At 69.3% G+C, this 16540-nt stretch carries 16 protein-coding genes; 3 read left to right on the top strand and 13 right to left on the bottom strand.

All coding sequences use genetic code 11. The features are described from left to right. Nucleotides 1–2: 2 nt before the first annotated feature. The 4 genes from NR810_RS42765 to NR810_RS42780 all read right to left on the bottom strand — a co-directional run bounded on the left by NR810_RS42765 (nucleotide 3) and on the right by NR810_RS42780 (nucleotide 3568). Nucleotides 3–638, bottom strand: coding sequence for a sigma-70 family RNA polymerase sigma factor (locus NR810_RS42765; RefSeq protein ID WP_407653894.1), 636 nt, complete (start codon nucleotides 636–638; stop codon nucleotides 3–5). Between the two features lie 114 nt (nucleotides 639–752). Then, a protein-coding gene (gene prfB / locus NR810_RS42770) for a peptide chain release factor 2 (RefSeq protein WP_257461169.1) occupies nucleotides 753–1872 on the bottom strand; the annotation gives its coding sequence in 2 pieces (ribosomal slippage) (nucleotides 753–1802 and nucleotides 1804–1872; 1119 coding nt in all). 52 nt (nucleotides 1873–1924) lie between these two features. Further along, nucleotides 1925–3229: an Lnb N-terminal periplasmic domain-containing protein gene (locus NR810_RS42775; protein WP_257461172.1), complete on the bottom strand. Its 1305-nt coding sequence runs from the start codon at nucleotides 3227–3229 to the stop codon at nucleotides 1925–1927. 87 nt (nucleotides 3230–3316) lie between these two features. Continuing rightward, on the bottom strand, nucleotides 3317–3568 hold the full coding sequence (locus NR810_RS42780; protein ID WP_257461173.1) for a hypothetical protein: 252 nt from the start codon (nucleotides 3566–3568) through the stop codon (nucleotides 3317–3319). 344 nt (nucleotides 3569–3912) lie between these two features. Here NR810_RS42780 and NR810_RS42785 point away from each other — a divergent pair, with 344 nt between their 5' ends. After that, the gene (locus NR810_RS42785) at nucleotides 3913–4446 is read left to right on the top strand and encodes a MarR family winged helix-turn-helix transcriptional regulator (protein WP_257461174.1); all 534 of its coding nucleotides are present in this window, start codon (nucleotides 3913–3915) and stop codon (nucleotides 4444–4446) included. Nucleotides 4447–4464: 18 nt separating this feature from the next. Here NR810_RS42785 and NR810_RS42790 read toward each other — a convergent pair whose 3' ends face one another. The 7 genes from NR810_RS42790 to NR810_RS52390 all read right to left on the bottom strand — a co-directional run bounded on the left by NR810_RS42790 (nucleotide 4465) and on the right by NR810_RS52390 (nucleotide 13690). Next, nucleotides 4465–4989 (bottom strand): hypothetical protein, encoded by a 525-nt coding sequence (locus NR810_RS42790; RefSeq protein WP_257461175.1) that lies wholly within the window; start codon nucleotides 4987–4989, stop codon nucleotides 4465–4467. A gap of 63 nt (nucleotides 4990–5052) precedes the next feature. Further along, the gene (locus NR810_RS42795) at nucleotides 5053–5448 is read right to left on the bottom strand and encodes a hypothetical protein (protein ID WP_257461176.1); all 396 of its coding nucleotides are present in this window, start codon (nucleotides 5446–5448) and stop codon (nucleotides 5053–5055) included. Nucleotides 5449–5617: 169 nt separating this feature from the next. Further along, the gene (gene ybeY / locus NR810_RS42800) at nucleotides 5618–6463 is read right to left on the bottom strand and encodes an rRNA maturation RNase YbeY (protein WP_257461308.1); all 846 of its coding nucleotides are present in this window, start codon (nucleotides 6461–6463) and stop codon (nucleotides 5618–5620) included. A gap of 27 nt (nucleotides 6464–6490) precedes the next feature. Continuing rightward, nucleotides 6491–8983, bottom strand: a complete 2493-nt coding sequence (locus tag NR810_RS42805; protein ID WP_257461178.1) for an HD family phosphohydrolase — start codon at nucleotides 8981–8983, stop codon at nucleotides 6491–6493. A 108-nt stretch (nucleotides 8984–9091) separates the two neighbouring features. Continuing rightward, nucleotides 9092–10186 (bottom strand): PhoH family protein, encoded by a 1095-nt coding sequence (locus tag NR810_RS42810; RefSeq protein WP_257461309.1) that lies wholly within the window; start codon nucleotides 10184–10186, stop codon nucleotides 9092–9094. A gap of 102 nt (nucleotides 10187–10288) precedes the next feature. Continuing rightward, nucleotides 10289–11470 carry a DUF4388 domain-containing protein gene (locus NR810_RS42815; protein WP_257461180.1) on the bottom strand — a complete coding sequence of 394 codons (1182 nt, stop codon included), beginning with the start codon at nucleotides 11468–11470 and terminating at the stop codon, nucleotides 10289–10291. Nucleotides 11471–11482: 12 nt separating this feature from the next. Continuing rightward, nucleotides 11483–13690: a hypothetical protein gene (locus NR810_RS52390; RefSeq protein WP_306818988.1), complete on the bottom strand. Its 2208-nt coding sequence runs from the start codon at nucleotides 13688–13690 to the stop codon at nucleotides 11483–11485. 108 nt (nucleotides 13691–13798) lie between these two features. Between NR810_RS52390 and mazG the strand changes: the two genes are divergently transcribed. Together mazG and rpsT are read left to right on the top strand one after the other, a co-directional pair. Next, the gene (gene mazG, locus NR810_RS42825) at nucleotides 13799–14971 is read left to right on the top strand and encodes a nucleoside triphosphate pyrophosphohydrolase (protein WP_257461181.1); all 1173 of its coding nucleotides are present in this window, start codon (nucleotides 13799–13801) and stop codon (nucleotides 14969–14971) included. A gap of 113 nt (nucleotides 14972–15084) precedes the next feature. Continuing rightward, complete coding sequence (rpsT, locus tag NR810_RS42830; protein ID WP_257461183.1) at nucleotides 15085–15366, top strand: 30S ribosomal protein S20; 282 nt, start codon at nucleotides 15085–15087, stop codon at nucleotides 15364–15366. Between the two features lie 11 nt (nucleotides 15367–15377). On the opposite strand, the gene lptE is transcribed toward rpsT, so the two are convergent. Both lptE and NR810_RS42840 read right to left on the bottom strand, forming a co-directional pair. Beyond that, nucleotides 15378–15920 (bottom strand): LPS assembly lipoprotein LptE, encoded by a 543-nt coding sequence (gene lptE, locus NR810_RS42835; protein ID WP_257461185.1) that lies wholly within the window; start codon nucleotides 15918–15920, stop codon nucleotides 15378–15380. A gap of 31 nt (nucleotides 15921–15951) precedes the next feature. Next, complete coding sequence (locus NR810_RS42840) at nucleotides 15952–16536, bottom strand: hypothetical protein (RefSeq protein WP_257461187.1); 585 nt, start codon at nucleotides 16534–16536, stop codon at nucleotides 15952–15954. Between the last annotated feature and the right edge of the window lie 4 nt (nucleotides 16537–16540).

A 16540-nucleotide genomic window follows, 5' to 3' on the forward strand; every position in this document is an offset into this window, starting at 1 on the left:
GTTCATTCCTCAAGCCGTCCCAGGAGATCCCCCAGCTTCTCCCGCGCCCGGTGGAGCCGGCTCTTCACGGTTCCCAACGCCAGCTCGGTGATGTCGACGATCTCCTCGTACGACAAACCCTCGATGTCCCTCAGCGCCACCAGCATCCGCGCGTCCGGCTCCAGCTTCGAGATGGCCCACTGCACCCGCGCCTGCTCCCGTGCCGACTCCAACGCCGCGTCCGGCCCCGGCTGTGCCCCCAACGCCTCCGCCAGCGCCCCCTCGCTCTGCTCGCCGTACTCCTCCGACCGTCCCCTCCCCCGCCGCTTCAGGTACTTCAGCCGGTTGATGCAGTGGTTCTTTCCAATGCGGAACAGCCACGTAGACAGCTTCGCGTCCTCCCGGAACCTCGACAGGTTCTGGTGGGCGCTCACGAAGATGTCCTGCACCACGTCGTTCGCCTCCTCGCGATCCCCCAGCATCCGCACGCAGAAGTCGTAGAGCCGGTCCTGGTTGGCCCGCACCAGCGCCTCGAAGGCCTCCGGCTCACCCCGCCTCAGCCGCGCCAGCAGCAGGCGCTCCTCGCGCGCGGCGGCCTCGGACTCGCCAGTCACCGGCCTCCCCTCCAGCTCCATCCCGAGCACCTCGCTCGAAGACACCGGTGACCTCCCACGCGGCCTACACCGCGCGCTTCCATCCTACCCCACCCTCGGCTCCCCGTTCCGCGACCTTGGACAACGAGGTCGCGGAAAGGTTCCCACCGCGGTTTCGGACTACTCGGGGATGTTGCGGTTGGGGTTCTTCACCCCCATCAGCTGGGCGGTGACGAACTCCTCCAGGGTACCATCCAGCACCGCGTCCACGTTGCCCGTCTCCACGCCGGTACGCAGGTCCTTCACCATCCGGTAGGGCGCCAGCACGTAGGAGCGGATCTGCGAGCCGAAGGAGATGTCCTTCTTCTGCGCCTCGTCCGCCGCCTGCTCGGCCTCTCGCTTCTTCAGCTCCATCTCGTAGAGCCGGGCCCGGAGGATCTTGAACGCCATGTCCTTGTTGGCCGACTGCGAGCGCTCCGTCTGACAGGTGATCAGGATGCCCGTGGGCAGGTGGCGCAGCTGCGCCGTCGACGAGGTCTTGTTGACCTTCTGACCGCCCGCGCCGCCGCCGCGGATGAACTTCAACTCGTAGTCCTTCTCCGGGATGTCGATCTTGATGGTGTCATCGACCTCCGGGTACACGTCCACCGAGGCGAACGCCGTCTGCCGGCGCGCGTTGGCGTCGAAGGGGCTGATGCGCACCAGCCGGTGCACGCCCACCTCCGCCTTGAGGTAGCCGTAGGCGAACTCGCCCTCGATGCGCAGCGAGACGTTCTTGAAGCCCGCCTCTTCACCCGGCACCGAGTCGTTGAGCTCGACCTTCCAGCCCTTCTGCTCGCAGTAGCGCGTGTACATGCGCATGAGCATCGCGGCCCAGTCCATCGCGTCCGTGCCACCCGCGCCCGCGTTGATGTCCATGAAGCAGTTGGACCGATCCTGCTCGCCCGAGAGCATCCGCGCCAGCTCCAGCTTGGAGACTTCCGTCTCGAGCGTGGTGAGCGAGTCCTCGGCCTCCTTCGCGCTGTCGGCGTCGTTGGCCTCGGCCGCCAGCTCGAAGAGCACCTGCGCGTCGTCCAGGCCGCGCAGCGTCCTCTCGAAGGAGTTCACGCTCGACTCCAGCGTGGACTTCTCCTTGAGCATCGCCTGAGCCTTGGTGTTGTCGTCCCAGAAGGTGGGGAGCGTGGATTCGCGCTCGATCAGCGCGATACGTGACCGCTTGCGGTCGAGGTCAAAGATGCCCCCGGAGCGCCAGCAGGCGCTCCCGAAGGCCGTTGATCTTCTCCATCGAGTCGTTCGCCATGTGTGTCCTCAGTGTGCGGCGGGCAGTCCCCGCGCGCGATTGCCGAAGCTTCTTAGGAAGCCTTCAGGGAAGAAGCCAGCGCGTCCGGAGCACGAGCCGCCGCCGGAGCCCGGCCCAGTCTCAGCGCCCCGGCCATGCCCACCGAGATGGGCAGGATGAACGCGATGAGGCGCCAGTTGTCCTGGTCGAACATCGGCAGCGCCTTGAGCACCAGGCCCAGCACGCCCAGCCCGGCCAGCGCCAGCCACAGGCGCCGCAGCCGCTCGGGCGCCCGCGCCGAGCCGAAGATCATCTGGATGCCCAGCGGCAGCGCCAGCAACGTGAGCGGGTTGGCCAGGAAGAGGTTCTCATTGCGGTGCGTCACCGTGTGCTCGGTGAACACCCACATGATGAACAAGGCAAAACCCGGAATCCCGAGCACCAGGCCCACCAGGACGTTCTGCAGGCCAAGCAGGATGCGAGGCGCCCGGGCTCCGCTCCGCCGGCTCCAGAGGGACAAACCGACCGCGCCACCGCCGAACACGAGGCCCAGCACCAGCAGCACCGGCCCGTACTTCGGCGGCTGCTCGGGTGTCTGGGGACGGCCCTGCGAGGCGTAGGAGGTCATGTTCCTCGCCACCAGCGGGTGCTTCTGCCCGTCCGCCCCCACCACCTGCATCTCCGCCACCTGCCGCTCCAGCTCATCCGGGAGGAAGGCCTCCTGCCACCGGGTGATGGGCTGGTCGATCTCATCGTTCATCAGGAAATCGAGCAGCAGGCTCATGGGCGGACCCACCGCCGTGTAGCGGCGCACGTGGTCGCGCAGCGTCATCCGCCCGGGCGTGCTCATCGCCTGTTGGAGCTGCCCGCCCAGCACCTTGTCGATGCCATCGCGCAGCCGCGTCACGCAGTTGTCGCTGTAGTGCTGGTACAGGTAGTTGCGGTTCTCCGGCAGCACGTTCACCGCCAGCAGTCGCGCCAGCTCCACCTTCTGCGCCAACGACAGGTTCAGCTCCTGCAACCGCACGTCCCGGTTCAGCGACCGGTAGAAACGGAACGTGGCCCCGGGGCTCGCGTCGTCCACCCAGAACTCGAGCCGCCCCATCGCGTAGCGCAGCAGCATGGTCTGGTCGAAGGAGAACATCCCGTAGTTGTAGAGGCGCGCCTGCTGGGCCTTGTGGTCCTCCACCACCAGCGAGCCGTGCCCCCACCACGACGCCACGTCATCGCCCGGCCCGAAGGTGACCAGGTAGATGCTCAGGTCCTCGCCCCGGCTCTCGCCCGTCCCCCAGGGAGGCATCTCCTGGGCATGTGCCGGGTTGGCAGCCAGGAGGAGCAGGCCGAGCAGGCAGGTCAGCAATGGGGCAAGGCGGGGCATTGTCCGTCCCAACAAACGAGGGCGGGCCTACCTATCATGCGTAACGCCCGACTCAACCCCATGTGTGACCGCCAGGTGAGGGGGCGTTCAGCTCACCTGGGCATGCGCCGCGTTGTCGACGATGGCCCTGGCTCCCTGGGCGTGGGCACAGTGGGCGCTGCAGTAGAACGTGTCGTTGGCTTCGATGCCGTGGCCCAGGATCTTGCAGCCGCACGTGTTGCAGATGGGGGCCAGCTTGTGGATGGCACACTCGAAGCAGTCGAAGGTGTGGGTCACTCCCGCGGTGACGACCTGAAAGGCCAGGTAGTACTCGTTGCCACAGACTTCGCACTGGGCCATGGGAAACCTCCTCGAGGTGCGGCGCGCTGGATGCGCATCACTTGAGACGGAAAGTGGCTCCGCGCTCCCACCCGTGCCAGTGAGGGACGGCGGGCCACGCGCGGGCTCGCCAGGCCGCGCGGGAGGGCTGAGGAGCGCTCGGGCCCAGGACAAGCGCTGACCCGGCCTCGCCAGCGTCCCTTTTCGCCACAGTCCCCCCTCCTGGGGCGAAATGCCACACCCTCCGCGGTACGCACCTCCGAGGGGAGTGCATCGGCACAGGCATTGCTTGCCCATCCAATCATCCACCGCGAATCCAGGCACGCCGACACGCGAGGCCCGACGGACGCAAGGAGACGGTAGCCATGAAGGCAATTGACGAGGCCGGCGTTCAATCCACCGCGGACGAGACCCCGAGGCCCCCCCTGGGCGAGGTGTTGGAGTTCATGCGCCTGTTGTGGGCCGTGGATCATCAGCTGAAATCGACCTCGAAGCTCATGGAGTCCAAGCTGGGACTGACGGGCCCTCAGCGGCTGGTGCTGCGGCTCGTGGGCCGGTACCCCGGCATCACCGCGGGCCAGCTGGCGCGAATCCTCCATGTCCACCCCAGCACGCTCACCGGCGTCATGAAGCGCCTGGAGAAGCGGGGCCACGTGGAGCGCACGGCGGATCCGCTCGACGCGCGCAAGGCGCGCTTCTCCCTCACCCAGGGAGGCCGTGCGCTGGATGTCCCCACCACCGGCACCGTGGAGGCCGCCGTGGAGCGCGCCCTCTCCCGCGTGCCGGAGGCCCAGCTCGTGGGTGCCCAGGACGTGCTCACCGCGCTCGCCGAGGAGCTGGGCGTCGGCAACGCCCCGCTCCGTCGAGAGCCCCCCCACCTCTCCCTCCGAGCCGGATGAGCCCGGGCCCCCCGGGGCTCAGAAGGGCGGTCCGCGCACCTGCACGTCGACGCCACCGGCGTTGACGAAGACGGCGAACCGCCGCATGAGCTCCTCCCGCTGGGCCCCACTCAACCCACTCATCATGCGCCGCAGCTCCCGCGCATCCTCCTGCCTCCACCGCCGCGCCCGGCTGGCCTCGTCGATGAGGCGGTGTCCCTCCTGGAGCGACGCCATGCTCTCCGGCGAGGGCTCCGGTGGGGGTTCCCGCTTCGCCTCCACGTGCCGCGCGCCCAGCTCCTCGTCGAGGATGCGCGACAGCTCCGCCCGGAGCCACGCGGCATCGAGGCCACCTCCGGCAGGCGCGGCCACGGCACATTTCATCTGCTGGGGGGCGGAACCGAGCCGGGCCTCCAGCGCCGAGAGCTGCGCGCCCTGTCGCTCGAGCAAGGTGCGCAGCTCGTCATGCGTGTCCGGCGGGGCCGAGCCCCTGCCCACGAGGAAGCCCAGGCCTCCTCCCAGCCCCAACGTCACCAGGAGCAACAGCTTCATCCGTGTCTGCATGGGCAATGACCTCCCGGCTTCAGGGAGGGCGCGGCCACGAGGACCGCGCGCCTCCACGCTGGCCTACTGCAGCTTCGGCTCGTACTCCGAGCTGTTGCCCACCCCCAGGTACGTGCACGCCCCGCTCGTGTTCCACTCGAAGTAGACGAACGAGTCGCCCGAGATGCCCTGCGCCGCATCCACGAGGGCCGCCACGCTCGACGCGCAGTACACGTAGGTGCCCGCCGTGGTCTTCGCGGCGCAGCTCATGTTCTTGCTGCCATCGGCGTAGGCGTGCGTGTCACACGAGATGAACTGGACCGGATCGTTGCTGTTCCGCGCCGCTCCGAGCGTGCCGTAGGCCTTCCGTCCCGTCTGATCGACGAAGACCGGATAGGAATACCAGCTCCCCGCCCACGCCACCGTCCCCGCCAACAGGCTCGCCACCGCACACCCCAGCACCACGTTCTTCTTCGTCATGTCGTCTCCCTTTGGATTCTCAGAGCCGGTGAAAACCGGCGTCCCCGTGAGACGGGGAGCGGAAGAAATCCGCGCGCAGGGAGACGGCCTTCACGGAACGGCATTCAATCCAAACGGAGCGGGGCGGCTCACACCACGACTTCGCTCCCTGAGCCACGGGGCACTCCGCTCAGGTCATGAGCTTGCGGGCCCGAGGGGCCACCGCGTCGCCCACCATGCCGCTCTCGCCCAGCAGCCGCTCCTCGGCACGCGCCATCTTCTGCGCGTCCTTGGGGCGCTCGTGGTCGTACCCCAGCAGGTGCAGCAGCCCGTGCGCCAGGTAGCGCGCCACCTCGGACTCCAGCGTGCGCTCATACTCCTTCGCCTGCAGCTTCGCCGTGTCCAGCGAGATGACCACGTCCCCGAGCTGCCTCGGCCCCGGCGTTCCCTTGGGCAGGTCTCCCGCCGGGAAGCTCAGCACGTCCGTCGCCTTGTCCTTCTTGCGCCACGTGCGGTTGAGGCGGCGGATGGCGTGGTCGCCCACCAGCGAGATGGACAGCTCGCATCCCGTCAGCTCCAGCTTGCGCAGGAACGTCTCCGCCAGCTCCGTCACCAGCTTCGCGAAGCGCTTGCCCTGCGGGTGCGCCACCTGCAGCGTCACCCGGTTGGCCTCCTGCTCCTCGGGCTCCTCCTCGAAGTTCGCCAGTTCCACCCGGAAGGCCGGCGCGCAGACCGAGTAGTAGTCGCACGCCCCCTGCCCCTCGTTGCGGAACACCACCCGGTGGTCCCGGGGCACCAGCCCCATCTCCCCTTCGGCGATCCGCTGGCCGCGTCCATCCACCACCAGCGTCAGCTCGCCCTTGAGGACGATGACCACCTCGTCGAACCGGGCGGTGCGCGCCGTCGCGGACCAACCCGGCGGCGCCAGCATGCGAGCCACCGACATGGACTCGGTGCCCGTCGTCGCCGCGCCCACGAACTCCTCGACGCGCTTCCCATCCTCGCGGGGAATGAGCTTCCCCTTGCGCAGCTTCACCACGTTCGGCCTCCCACCGCCTCGAGCTCAGGTGCCCGCCGGGCGCGCCTTGCCGTCCTGCTTCGTCCCCGCCACCGTCAACGCCGCCCCCTTGGGGCCCGCCTGCAGCGCGCCCGCCGGGTACTCCGGACGCGCATGGTAGATGCCCTCCAGCGTGTGCAGGAAGGATTGCGCGATGAGGTTCAAGTCCCGCAGGGTCAGATCGCACTCGTCCAGCTGCCCCTCGGAGAAGATGAGGTTGATCATCTTCTGCACCTGCGAGTGCAGGCGGGGCGTGGTGGGCTCGGGCAGCGAGCGCGTCGAGGCCTCCACCGCGTCGGCGATCATCACCAGCGCCGCCTCGCGGAACTGCGGCTTGGGGCCCGGGTAGCGGTAGATGCTCTCGTCCAGGGGCGGCGCGCCTTCCTTGCCCTCCTGCTCCTTCATCGCCTTGTGGAAGAAGTAGCCCACCAGCCGCGTGCCGTGGTGCTGGGGAATGGCATCCGCCACCAGCTTGGGCAGCCGGTACTGGCGCGCCATCTCCAGGCCCTCGGTGACGTGGCGCTTGATGATGACCGCGCTCATCGCCGGGGCGAGGCTGTCGTGCTTGTTGTCGCCCTTCTGGTTCTCACCGAAGTAGAGCGGATTCCGGCCCTTGCCGATGTCGTGGTAGTACGCGCACGAGCGCGCCAGCAGCGGGTTGGCGCCAATGGCCTCCGCCGCGTTCTCCACCAGCGTCCCGATGATGATGGAGTGGTGGTAGGTGCCCGGCGCCTGGACGATGAGCTCCTTGAGGGCCGGGTGGTTCAGGTTGGCCAGCTCCAGCAGCTTCAGGTCCGACGCGTAGCCGAACACGGACTCGATGAGCGGGGTGAGCGCCAGCACCACCACCGGCACCGCCAGCGACGTGCCCGCGAAGGCGAACACCGCGGTCAGGGCCGTGTCGCTGTTGAGCCCCTTGCCCTCGGCCATGAAGAGGCAGAACACCGCCAGCAGGTTGACGGCGCCCGTGGACAGGCCCGCCTTGAAGATGCCCACCCTGTCCTTGGCCTTGGTGATGCGGTCGGCCGCCACCAGCGCGCCCACCAGGGCGTAGATGCCGAAGGACAGCGAGTTGCCCAGCATCACCCCGGCCAGGCACGCCATCACCAGCGCGAAGAAGAGCGCCAGCTCCTCGGACAGGACGAAGCGCACCAGCATGGCCCCGGCCGCCACCGGGAAGGCGTAATAGAAGGCCTCCAGCGGCAGCGCCGTGTACCGGTCCTGCACGGCGTCCGCGATGGACACCCAGATCTGCAACAGGCCCAGCATCGTCACCAGCAGCAGGCCCAGCAGCAGCCCATCCTTGCGCGTGGGACGGAAGCGCCGGAAGGCCGCCCGGCAGAAGAGGTACGTGGCCGAGATGAGCAGCGCCACCAGTCCCGTGCCACCCACCTGAAGCTGCAACAGGTCCAACCGGTCCGTCTGCGAGCGCATGCCCCGGATGGTCACCAGGTGCGTCTCGTTGACCAGCTCTCCGTCGCCGATGACCCGCTGGCCCTTCTTGATGGAGATGACGGCGTCCTTCACCGCCATGGCCGCCTGGCGCCGCCGCGCGTCCGTCTCCGCCAGGTTGATGGTGAGGTTGGGCCGCACCAGCCGCTTGGCCAGCCGCAGCACCGCCCGGCGCTGCACGCCCGGCGAGTCCGGCAGCAGGTTGCCCGGAATCGAGGCGAACCGGTCCAGCTCCATGTACGCCTCGCGCACATCCACCACCGTGGGCGCCGTCCCCGGCAGCGTCTGCTCGCCGTTGTGCCGCAGATCCCTCACGGTGATGCCCTGGGGGCCCTCGCGCGACAGCTCCTCGCGCGAGTTGGCGATGAACACCGCCGTGGGCTCGGAGAAGCCGTACGCCCGCTCCACCAGGGCCAGCGTGGCCGCCTCCACCGACTCGGAGAAGCGCGCCGCGTGCAGGGCCTGGAAGTCCTCCGGCTCGAGCACCGCGTCCTTCCGCCCGAACAGGAGCACCTGGAAGTCCTCCCGCAGCGTGTCCAGCTCGCGGCGCTGGCGCTCACGCTCCTCCGCGGCCGAGGCCGGCTTGCGCACCTGGGGCTTCTGCCCCTCCACCGGCTGGGCCGCCACGGCCTCGTCGGTGGGCTCCTTCGCCACCAGGCGCTGGCGCATCTCCGCGAAGGCCCCGCTCACCGAGGCGCGCACCTCCGACACCACGCCCGGGCTCAGGTCGTACACCGGCCGCACCGCGCCGCGCGCCTCCTGGCGCCGCTGCTCGGTCATCGCCTGGTGGATGATTTCGTAGTCGCGCCCGGCCTTGAAGCCCGCCGGGGAGCTCGCCCGGAAGGGCTTGCCCAGATGCTCCTCGGTCAGGGCGGGGATCTGCTGGCTGTAGAGGCCGGGGGAGATGACGAAACCGGACGCCACCGACACCGCCAGCAACAACAGCACGCTCGTCAGACGCCGACCCCACCGGGGACCAAGCCGGAAGCGCTGTGCGAGTGCGTCCAGCGGACTGGGTCCGGGGGGCGACGATTCCGGTTCGGCCATGGGGGTGCTCAACCTATGGGAGGGGTGGCGGGTTCTTCAAGCAAAGCGGGCGGCGGGAGTGCCTGTCCGCCGCCCCTGCCCGCTCGCCCGTTCATCGACCCTGTGAAATCAAGGGTTTGGCGTGTCGGATTCCGTCGTCTCAGCCGGGGCGGGAGCCGCTCCGGGAGCCGTGGCCCCCTCCGCTTCCTTGGCGAGCGCCTTGGCGGCCTGCTGCGCCGCGTCGAAGCGATCGTAGGCGCGGATCACCTCCTGGACCAGCGGGTGACGGACCACGTCCACCTCGGTGAACTCGGAGATGTTGATGCCCTCGATGTTCCTCAGGATGGAGCGCGCGTGGTGCAGGCCGCTCGTCTTGCCCGTGGGCAGGTCCACCTGCGTCACGTCGCCGGTGATGACCGCCTTGCTGTTGTAGCCCAGACGGGTGAGGAACATCTTCATCTGCTCGACGGTGGTGTTCTGCGCCTCGTCGAGGATGACGAAGGAGTCGTTGAGCGTGCGGCCGCGCATGAAGGCCAGCGGGGCCACCTCCACCACACCCTGCTCGATGAGCTGGATGGCGCGCTCGACGGCCATCATGTCGTGGAGGGCGTCGTAGAGCGGGCGCAGGTAGGGGTTGACCTTCTCGGCCAGGTCACCCGGGAGGAAGCCCAGCTTCTCGCCGGCCTCCACCGCGGGACGCGCCAGGACGATGCGCTTGACCTTGCGCTCCTGGAGGAAGGACACCGCCATGGCCATGGCCAGGTACGTCTTGCCGGTACCCGCCGGGCCGATGCCGAAGACGATGTCGTGGGCGCGGATGGCGTCCACGTAGCGCTTCTGCGCGATGCTCTTGGGGGAGATCTGCTTGTTGCCCGAGCTCTTGAGCACGGGGCCGAGCATGACCTCCTGGAGGCTCTCCGCGCCGCCGCGGCCCAGGACCTTGATGGCCTGCTCCACGTCCTCCCGGTACACGGGACGGCCGGCGCGGATGATGCCCTCGAGGTTCTCCACCAGGCGCACCGTGAACGCGACGGCGTCAGCCGGTCCGGACAGGTGGAGCTCGGTGCCCCGTTGTCCGATCCGGACGCCGAGGCGCCTCTCCATGAGCTTCAGGTTCTCGTTCTGGTTGCCGCACAGCGCCAGGGTCGTCGCGTTGTCACGAACATCCACCTTGGCGGAGGTGGGGCTGCCTGCCGGGGCCTCTACAGTGGCGGGGTTTCGCAATTCGTCCAATCCCTCGGGGCGGGTTTCCGGTCCCAAAATCGACCTCACACTTCAAGCTAACGTCCTCCCGCTGCCAGCGAAAGGCGGAAGCAAGCGTGCCGCCTAGCGCAGGGGAGGTAGGAGGATGAACTGCCGATCTGACGTGCGGCGATAATAGTAATCGTCCCGCCAGGGATAGCGCAGATCCTCCCGCTGTAGGAGTCCCACCTCCACCAGCGCATCCAAACGCTCTGGAAGGTTCCCCTTTTCAAGACGGAACACCTCCAGGGCGGACTCGATTCGGGCCTGTTGTGCCCGGGCCAGCAGCCGCTGGGCAGCCGGGTCCGCGTACGAGGAGGCGGACTCGTCACCCAGGTCCCAGGTGTCCGGCTTGAGCCGGGAGCCGACGAAGCCGAGCGCGGCCAGCACCACCATGGTGACGACACCCCGGGCCACCATGCCGCCCACCCGGACGAGCATGCCAGCGCCGCCCCCGGAGGCGGCCCGGCCCGTGGGCTGGATGGCGCGGATGTAGTCGAGGTTGAGCAGGTTGACGAGCGCCTTGCAGGTCTCGAACTCGCCCAACCCGCTGAGGTCCACCAGCTTGCGCACGTCACGGCCGGAGGCGATGAGGCCGTAGACGCGGCGCTCGGAGCTGCCGATGGACTTGAACTCACCCTTGTTCTCGTCCTTCTTCTCCTCGGAGAAGGCATCGTCGAAGGCGGCGTCGAAGTCGTCCTCCTTCTCCTTGGCCTTGGAGGCGGGCAGCTCCTTGACCTTCTCGAAGGTCATCGCCTCGTTGGAGATCTTCTTCCGGACGTGGGGCCACTCGTCCACCATCCGGAAGCCTTCCATCAGCACGCTCTCGGCGCGCAGCGGCGTGATGGAGTCCCCGTCGGCCTGCACATCCTCCTGCTTGAACTCGTAGGTGCCCGCCTTCCAGGAGAAGAGCCCGTAGAGGGTCTCCGTCACCTGGAGCTGCATCATCTGCTTGAGCTTCTCGGCGGTGATGAAGCCGCTGGAGATGAGCACGTCCCCCAGCCGCTTGAGGGTGCGCTTCTGCACGTCCAGCGCGCTCTCGAGCTGCTGCTCGGAGATGAGCTCGGCGCGCACCAGCATGTTGCCGATGAGATCCTTCCTCTTCCGCGTGACGCTCTCGGCGCGGACGATGTTGCCGTCCCGGAAGAAGACCTGGACTTCCTGCTCCTTGCTCTTGAGGTAGAGGACACCGGTCTTCTGCTGCTGCCCGATGAGCTGCAGGATGTCCGCGATACCAAAGTCCTTGAGCGTTCCCGAGAGGGCCATCGTCGTTCCGACCTACTCGTTCTGGCGGCGGTACAGGCCGCGCAACGTCAAAAGGTGGAGGGGAATGAGGAAGAGCAGCAGCGGGGCCAGCTTGAGGTACATGGGCACCTCGCCGTAGGGCGAGCGCAGCACCCCGGAGCGCAGCAGCACGCCCGACACCGCCAGGAGGAAGAAGAAGGCGTAGATGGCGCCGCGCACCGCCAGCCCCTGGAAGAGGTGGCCCGCGCCGGACACCAGCGAGCCGAAGGCGAACGACACGCCGCTCTCCAACCTGCGGTTGCGCTCGATTTCGATCTGCTTGCGGGCCCGGACGCGCGCCTCCACCGCGCCCTTGCGCGAGAAGACGTTGACGCACTGGGCGCACATCTTGGCGGCCACGCCCAGCTCCTTGTCGCACCGCCGGCACACCGGACGGCCGCACTTCTCGCACTCGTGCGAGGCCTTCATCGACCGGGTCGCGAAGCCGAACCCGAAGACGAGCAGCGCGCCCAGCACCGGCAGGCCCCAGGCGGCCATCCCCGAGCCGCCTCCGAGCAGCCGGCGCGACAGCTGCGCCTCCACCCTGTCTCCCGCCACCGCGTCCTCCGTCGCCGGCAGGTCCGCCTCGGCGAGCGCCGGGCCGAGCAGCACGCGGTTCATCAGCAGGCGATCCTCCGGCGGGCGCTGCCACATCAGCAGGGAGGGATCCAGGCGCTGCGCGGCGCCCAGGGCATCGCGCGCCTTCTGGTTCTCGGAGCCGATCTCGGAGTCCGGCGCCACCGCGGCGCGACGGCGGTACACCTCCGCCAGGTTGAAGGCGGGAGCGGCCAGGGACGGGTCCGCCCCGGAGGCCGCGGCGTAGAGCCGCGCCGCCCCGTCCTGATCGCCCGTGGCCAGCATCGCGTTGGCCAGGTTGGTCATCAACACCGCGTGATCGGGCTTGAGGACCGCCGCGGCCTTGTAGTGGGCGATGGCCTCTTCCATCTGCCCGCGGCGGGCCTCGAAGTGCCCGAGCGCGAACAGCTCCGCGAAGCCGGCCTGCTTCTTCTCGTGGCGCACGCGCACCCGGTCCGCCACCTGCTCCGCCGCGAGCCCACCGCGCTCGAGCACGTAGACGTCCTCGGCCACCGTCCCGGCGAAGGAGGCGGACCGGGCGATCTGCCCGGCGGCGAACGGCACCATCGCGGCCAGCACCAGCAGCACCACCGCCACCGCCCGCTCCACCACCGTGAGGTACAGGGACACCGACGCCAGCAGCAGGAGCAGCACGGGCACCAGGCCCCACCGCAGCGCCAGCGGCGTGCCGATCACCAGCAGCACCGCGAGGGCCGCCGACTGCCACCTCGCCGCCGCCCGGGGAAGCAGGTGGTGGAAGTCGTGGAGGAAGTAGCGCACCCGCCGCAGGAAGAGCACGCCCACCACCACCGCCGCCGTGGCCAGCACCGCCACCAGGAACACCGCCCCCAGGTCCGCCAGCGCCGGACGCCGGTAGCGCGGGTCCTTCAGCATCACCTCGAGCGCGGCCTTGATTTCACGCGAGTACGCCCCCACGTCGCCCGGGGAGCGGCGGGCATAGGCCTCGGCGAGCGCGAGCCGCGCATAGGGAAGGTTCGGCGAGAGCGCCACCGCGTGCTCCACCAGTTGCAGCGCGCCGGCCGTATCGTTGGCCTTTCGCCGCCCCTCGGCCGCCCGGATGAAGCCGATGCTGAGGGCCTCCATGTCCAGGGCCCCCACGTCGTCCTTCAGGGACACCAGCTCCTGCTGGGCCTTCCGGGCCGCCTCCATGTCCAGCGCGGCCACCGCCTTCTGCCACCGGTCCCACACGGCCTGCAGATCCGCATCGGTGACGCGCGGGGTGAGGATGGGCGGAGGCGGAGGACGGACCACCGGCGCCGGAGCGGGCGGAGGCGTCGCGGGGACCACGGGGGTCTCCGTCATCTCCAAGGGCTGCTCGGCCTCACTCTCCTCGTCCGAGCCCTTCTTGTTCTTGCCCTTCTTGCCACGGCCCTGACGCGTGGAGCCCTCGTCCGACTCCTCGGAGGAGTCGTCGATCTCCGTCTGATCGGGCTCGACCGTCATCTCCTCCGGCTCCAACAGCGAAGGATCCTGATACGACGGTTTCTGCACCGCGGGAGCCTGACGCTGTGACTTCTTCTGCGCATGCGCGGGACGTGCCGGCAGCAACAGCGCGAGGCACGTCATCATCAATGACAGCAAGCGCAACAGGGGGAGGCGCGACATTCAGGCCGGGATGATAGGCGACGGGGCCGCTCACAGGAAGTTGTCCCGCCTCGCGGGCGGTTCCCCGCATGCTACAGGAGCCCGCTTGCTCGGAGAGGAGAGGAAAACGTGAGTGCAGCAGGGGAGCAACTGGACAGGCTGATGGGAATCATGGCCCGCCTCCGAGCCGATTGTCCCTGGGACAGGGAGCAGGACCTGCGCTCGCTGCGCCCGTACCTTCTCGAGGAGGCATTCGAGGTCCTCGACGAGATGGACCGGGTGGCCGATGGAGGGCCGTGGCGGGCGCTGTGCGAGGAGCATGGGGATCTGCTCTTCCAGATCGTCTTCCACGCCCGGCTCGCCGAGGAGCTGGGGGAGTACTCCATGGCGGACGTGTGCCAGTCGATCAGCGACAAGCTCACCCACCGGCACCCACACGTCTTCGGCGAGAAGCAGGCGGATGGCACCCCGCAGCCGCTGGCCAACTGGGCGAAGCTCAAGGCCGAGGAGCGCAAGAAGAAGACGGGCCGGGAGGGCTCGGTGCTGGATGGTGTCCCCACGGCGGCCCCCGCGCTGATGCGCGCCGAGCGCCTCACGGAGAAGGCGAGCCGGATCGGCTTCGACTGGCCGAGCGTCCGGGAGGTGCGCGCCAAGCTGTACGAGGAGCTGGGGGAGCTGGACGAGGCCATCGCCTCCGGAAACCGGGACGAGCTGGAGCACGAGCTGGGCGACGTCCTCTTCTCGCTGGCCAACCTCGGGCGCGTCATCCACACGCCGGCCGAGGACGCGCTGCGCATGGCCATCCGCCGCTTCACCACGCGCTTCCAACACATCGAGTCCGCCCTGCGCGCGGAGGGCGTCCCCCTGGGCGAGGCCACGCTGGAGCACATGGAGCGCCACTGGCAGGCCGCCAAGGCGGTGGAGAAGGGCCTGCCGCCCCCGACCCGCGTACCCCGTGCACCCCTGGTGGGGCTGCGCCTGCCGGTGGCGGACCTCGCCGCCCAGCGGGCCTTCTGGGACGCCGTGGCCCCCCTCCTGGGATGGAGCGCCGAGCGGACGGGTCCGGACGAGGCGGTGTACGGCGATGGACTGTACCGGCTCGCCTTCACGGCGGGGGCCGGTGCTCCCTCCCCTGCTGCCCTCACGTTCGGGGCACCGTCCGCCGCGGCGGTGGAGCGGCTGCGCACCACCCTGGAGAAGACGTCACCCGGGTGCGTCGTGGAGGGCGAGGCCCACGCCGGACGGATCACCTTCCGGGATCCGGCCGGCCTCCAGTGGGAATATGCCTTCGGAGGCCGCTGATTGATGTGTGATGGGCGTCCGATCCGTGGCACGGATCACGCAAGCCTTGACGCTCGGTAGGCGCCGAAGTAGGTACGGCCCCTCTTTTCCACAGAAGTAAGCTGGAGATCACCTTGGCCAACACCAAGTCCGCAGAGAAGCGTAACCGCCAGGCGCAGAAGCGCCGCGCCCGCAACATCAACATCCGCACCACGGTGAAGGACGCCGTGAAGAGCCTGCGCGAGACCCTGACCACGAAGGACGCGGGTAAGACCGCGGACGCGCTCAAGGCCGCCACGCGCACCATCAACAAGGCCGCCTCCAAGGGTGTCGTGCACAAGCGCGCCGCCTCGCGCCGCATCTCCCGGCTGGCCAAGGCCGCCAACCGCGCCAAGGCCGCCGCCGCCGCGAAGTAGTCGTCGCGGTCTCACCAGCCGTTGGCCAACCGGTCGAATCCCTCGCGCATCAACGTCTCCGCGAGACGATGAAGCGCGGCCTGCCGGTTGGCCTCCGCCTCCAGGACATCGCCGGACGCGCTCGTCGTGCCCGGAAGGAAGTCCTCATTGCCGGAGACGGTCGTCTCCGACATCACCCGTCCAGCCTTCGAGAGCCGCAACAGCACCGCCGCCGAGGCGCGATAGCTGGCGAGCCGCGGGCCGGTCACCAGCGTGTTCCCCTGATAGACGGGCTCCGCGCCGGTGGTGGGCGCGCTGCTCACGGACACCACCACGCCCTCCACCGAGGCATCACACGCCCCCGTACCGCCGAGCGCCCCGGCCCGCACCAGTTCCTGACGGAAGGCCTGGGTGAAGAGCAGCTCCAGGCCCGGCTCGGGCGTGTCGTTGCGGAAGACGGGAGCGCACACCGCGTGCACCCCCTCGGGCAGCCCCGCGCTCCTGGACGTGAAGCGGTAGCCGCACCCGAGACCTGACAGCAAGAAGACCCACCCCACCGCGCTCAGCCGGGACATGACGTCCACAGTAGCGGTGTGATCCGGCGGGTCAAGCGCGAGGGGAACCCCCCCGCGAGAAGGATTCGCTCACCTCCACGCCCCGAGCGCGGACCACGTCCGCGAGCGTGCTCCAGGCGGCCCGCAGGCGCCCCTCCAGGCCGGAGCCCCGCTGCACGGCTCCCAGGTCCCAGCGCGTCTCCACGTGGCCCGAGGACTCCAGGACGAGCGTGTAACGCCGCCCGGAGAGCACGAGGGCCACGCCCAAAAGCGCCATCAGGCCGAGCCCCCACCGCGCCACCGCCAGGTTGACGAAGGGCAGCAACCCGAGCGCCAGGGCGGTGAGGAGCAGGGACTCGTAGCGCGGCCGGTGCACCAGGGAGAGGCGGCGCAGCCCGGGCAGCTCGAGGAGGAAGGGCGTGGCGGAGGCGCCCGGACGGAAGGAGAGGCGGTTGCCCTCGCCGACGAGGACGCGCCCGTCCGCGAGCTCCAACGAGAGGAAGCGGCTCGAGGAGGAGCCGGCCGGCGGAGGCAGGGGCGCATCCGGCAGCCCGGCACCACACGCGGCACAGCGGCCCGCCCCCGCGCGCTGGGGGCGGCCACACCGCGTGCACATGACGAGAACCTCGGTCGGCACCGGG

Source organism: Archangium lipolyticum (assembly GCF_024623785.1).
In the GTDB taxonomy this organism is placed as follows: Bacteria; Myxococcota; Myxococcia; order Myxococcales; family Myxococcaceae; genus Archangium; species Archangium lipolyticum.

What these genes read in the sequence shown, in the direction of transcription:
- NR810_RS42775 (WP_257461172.1), bottom strand. Translation starts at nt 3,229, where the DNA reads ATGCCCCGCCTTGCCCCATTGCTGACCTGCCTGCTCGGCCTGCTCCTC.
- NR810_RS42780 (WP_257461173.1), bottom strand. Translation starts at nt 3,568, where the DNA reads ATGGCCCAGTGCGAAGTCTGTGGCAACGAGTACTACCTGGCCTTTCAG.
- NR810_RS42785 (WP_257461174.1), top strand. Translation starts at nt 3,913, where the DNA reads ATGAAGGCAATTGACGAGGCCGGCGTTCAATCCACCGCGGACGAGACC.
- NR810_RS42790 (WP_257461175.1), bottom strand. Translation starts at nt 4,989, where the DNA reads ATGCAGACACGGATGAAGCTGTTGCTCCTGGTGACGTTGGGGCTGGGA.
- NR810_RS42795 (WP_257461176.1), bottom strand. Translation starts at nt 5,448, where the DNA reads ATGACGAAGAAGAACGTGGTGCTGGGGTGTGCGGTGGCGAGCCTGTTG.
- NR810_RS42805 (WP_257461178.1), bottom strand. Translation starts at nt 8,983, where the DNA reads ATGGCCGAACCGGAATCGTCGCCCCCCGGACCCAGTCCGCTGGACGCA.
- NR810_RS42815 (WP_257461180.1), bottom strand. Translation starts at nt 11,470, where the DNA reads ATGGCCCTCTCGGGAACGCTCAAGGACTTTGGTATCGCGGACATCCTG.
- NR810_RS52390 (WP_306818988.1), bottom strand. Translation starts at nt 13,690, where the DNA reads ATGTCGCGCCTCCCCCTGTTGCGCTTGCTGTCATTGATGATGACGTGC.
- lptE (WP_257461185.1), bottom strand. Translation starts at nt 15,920, where the DNA reads ATGTCCCGGCTGAGCGCGGTGGGGTGGGTCTTCTTGCTGTCAGGTCTC.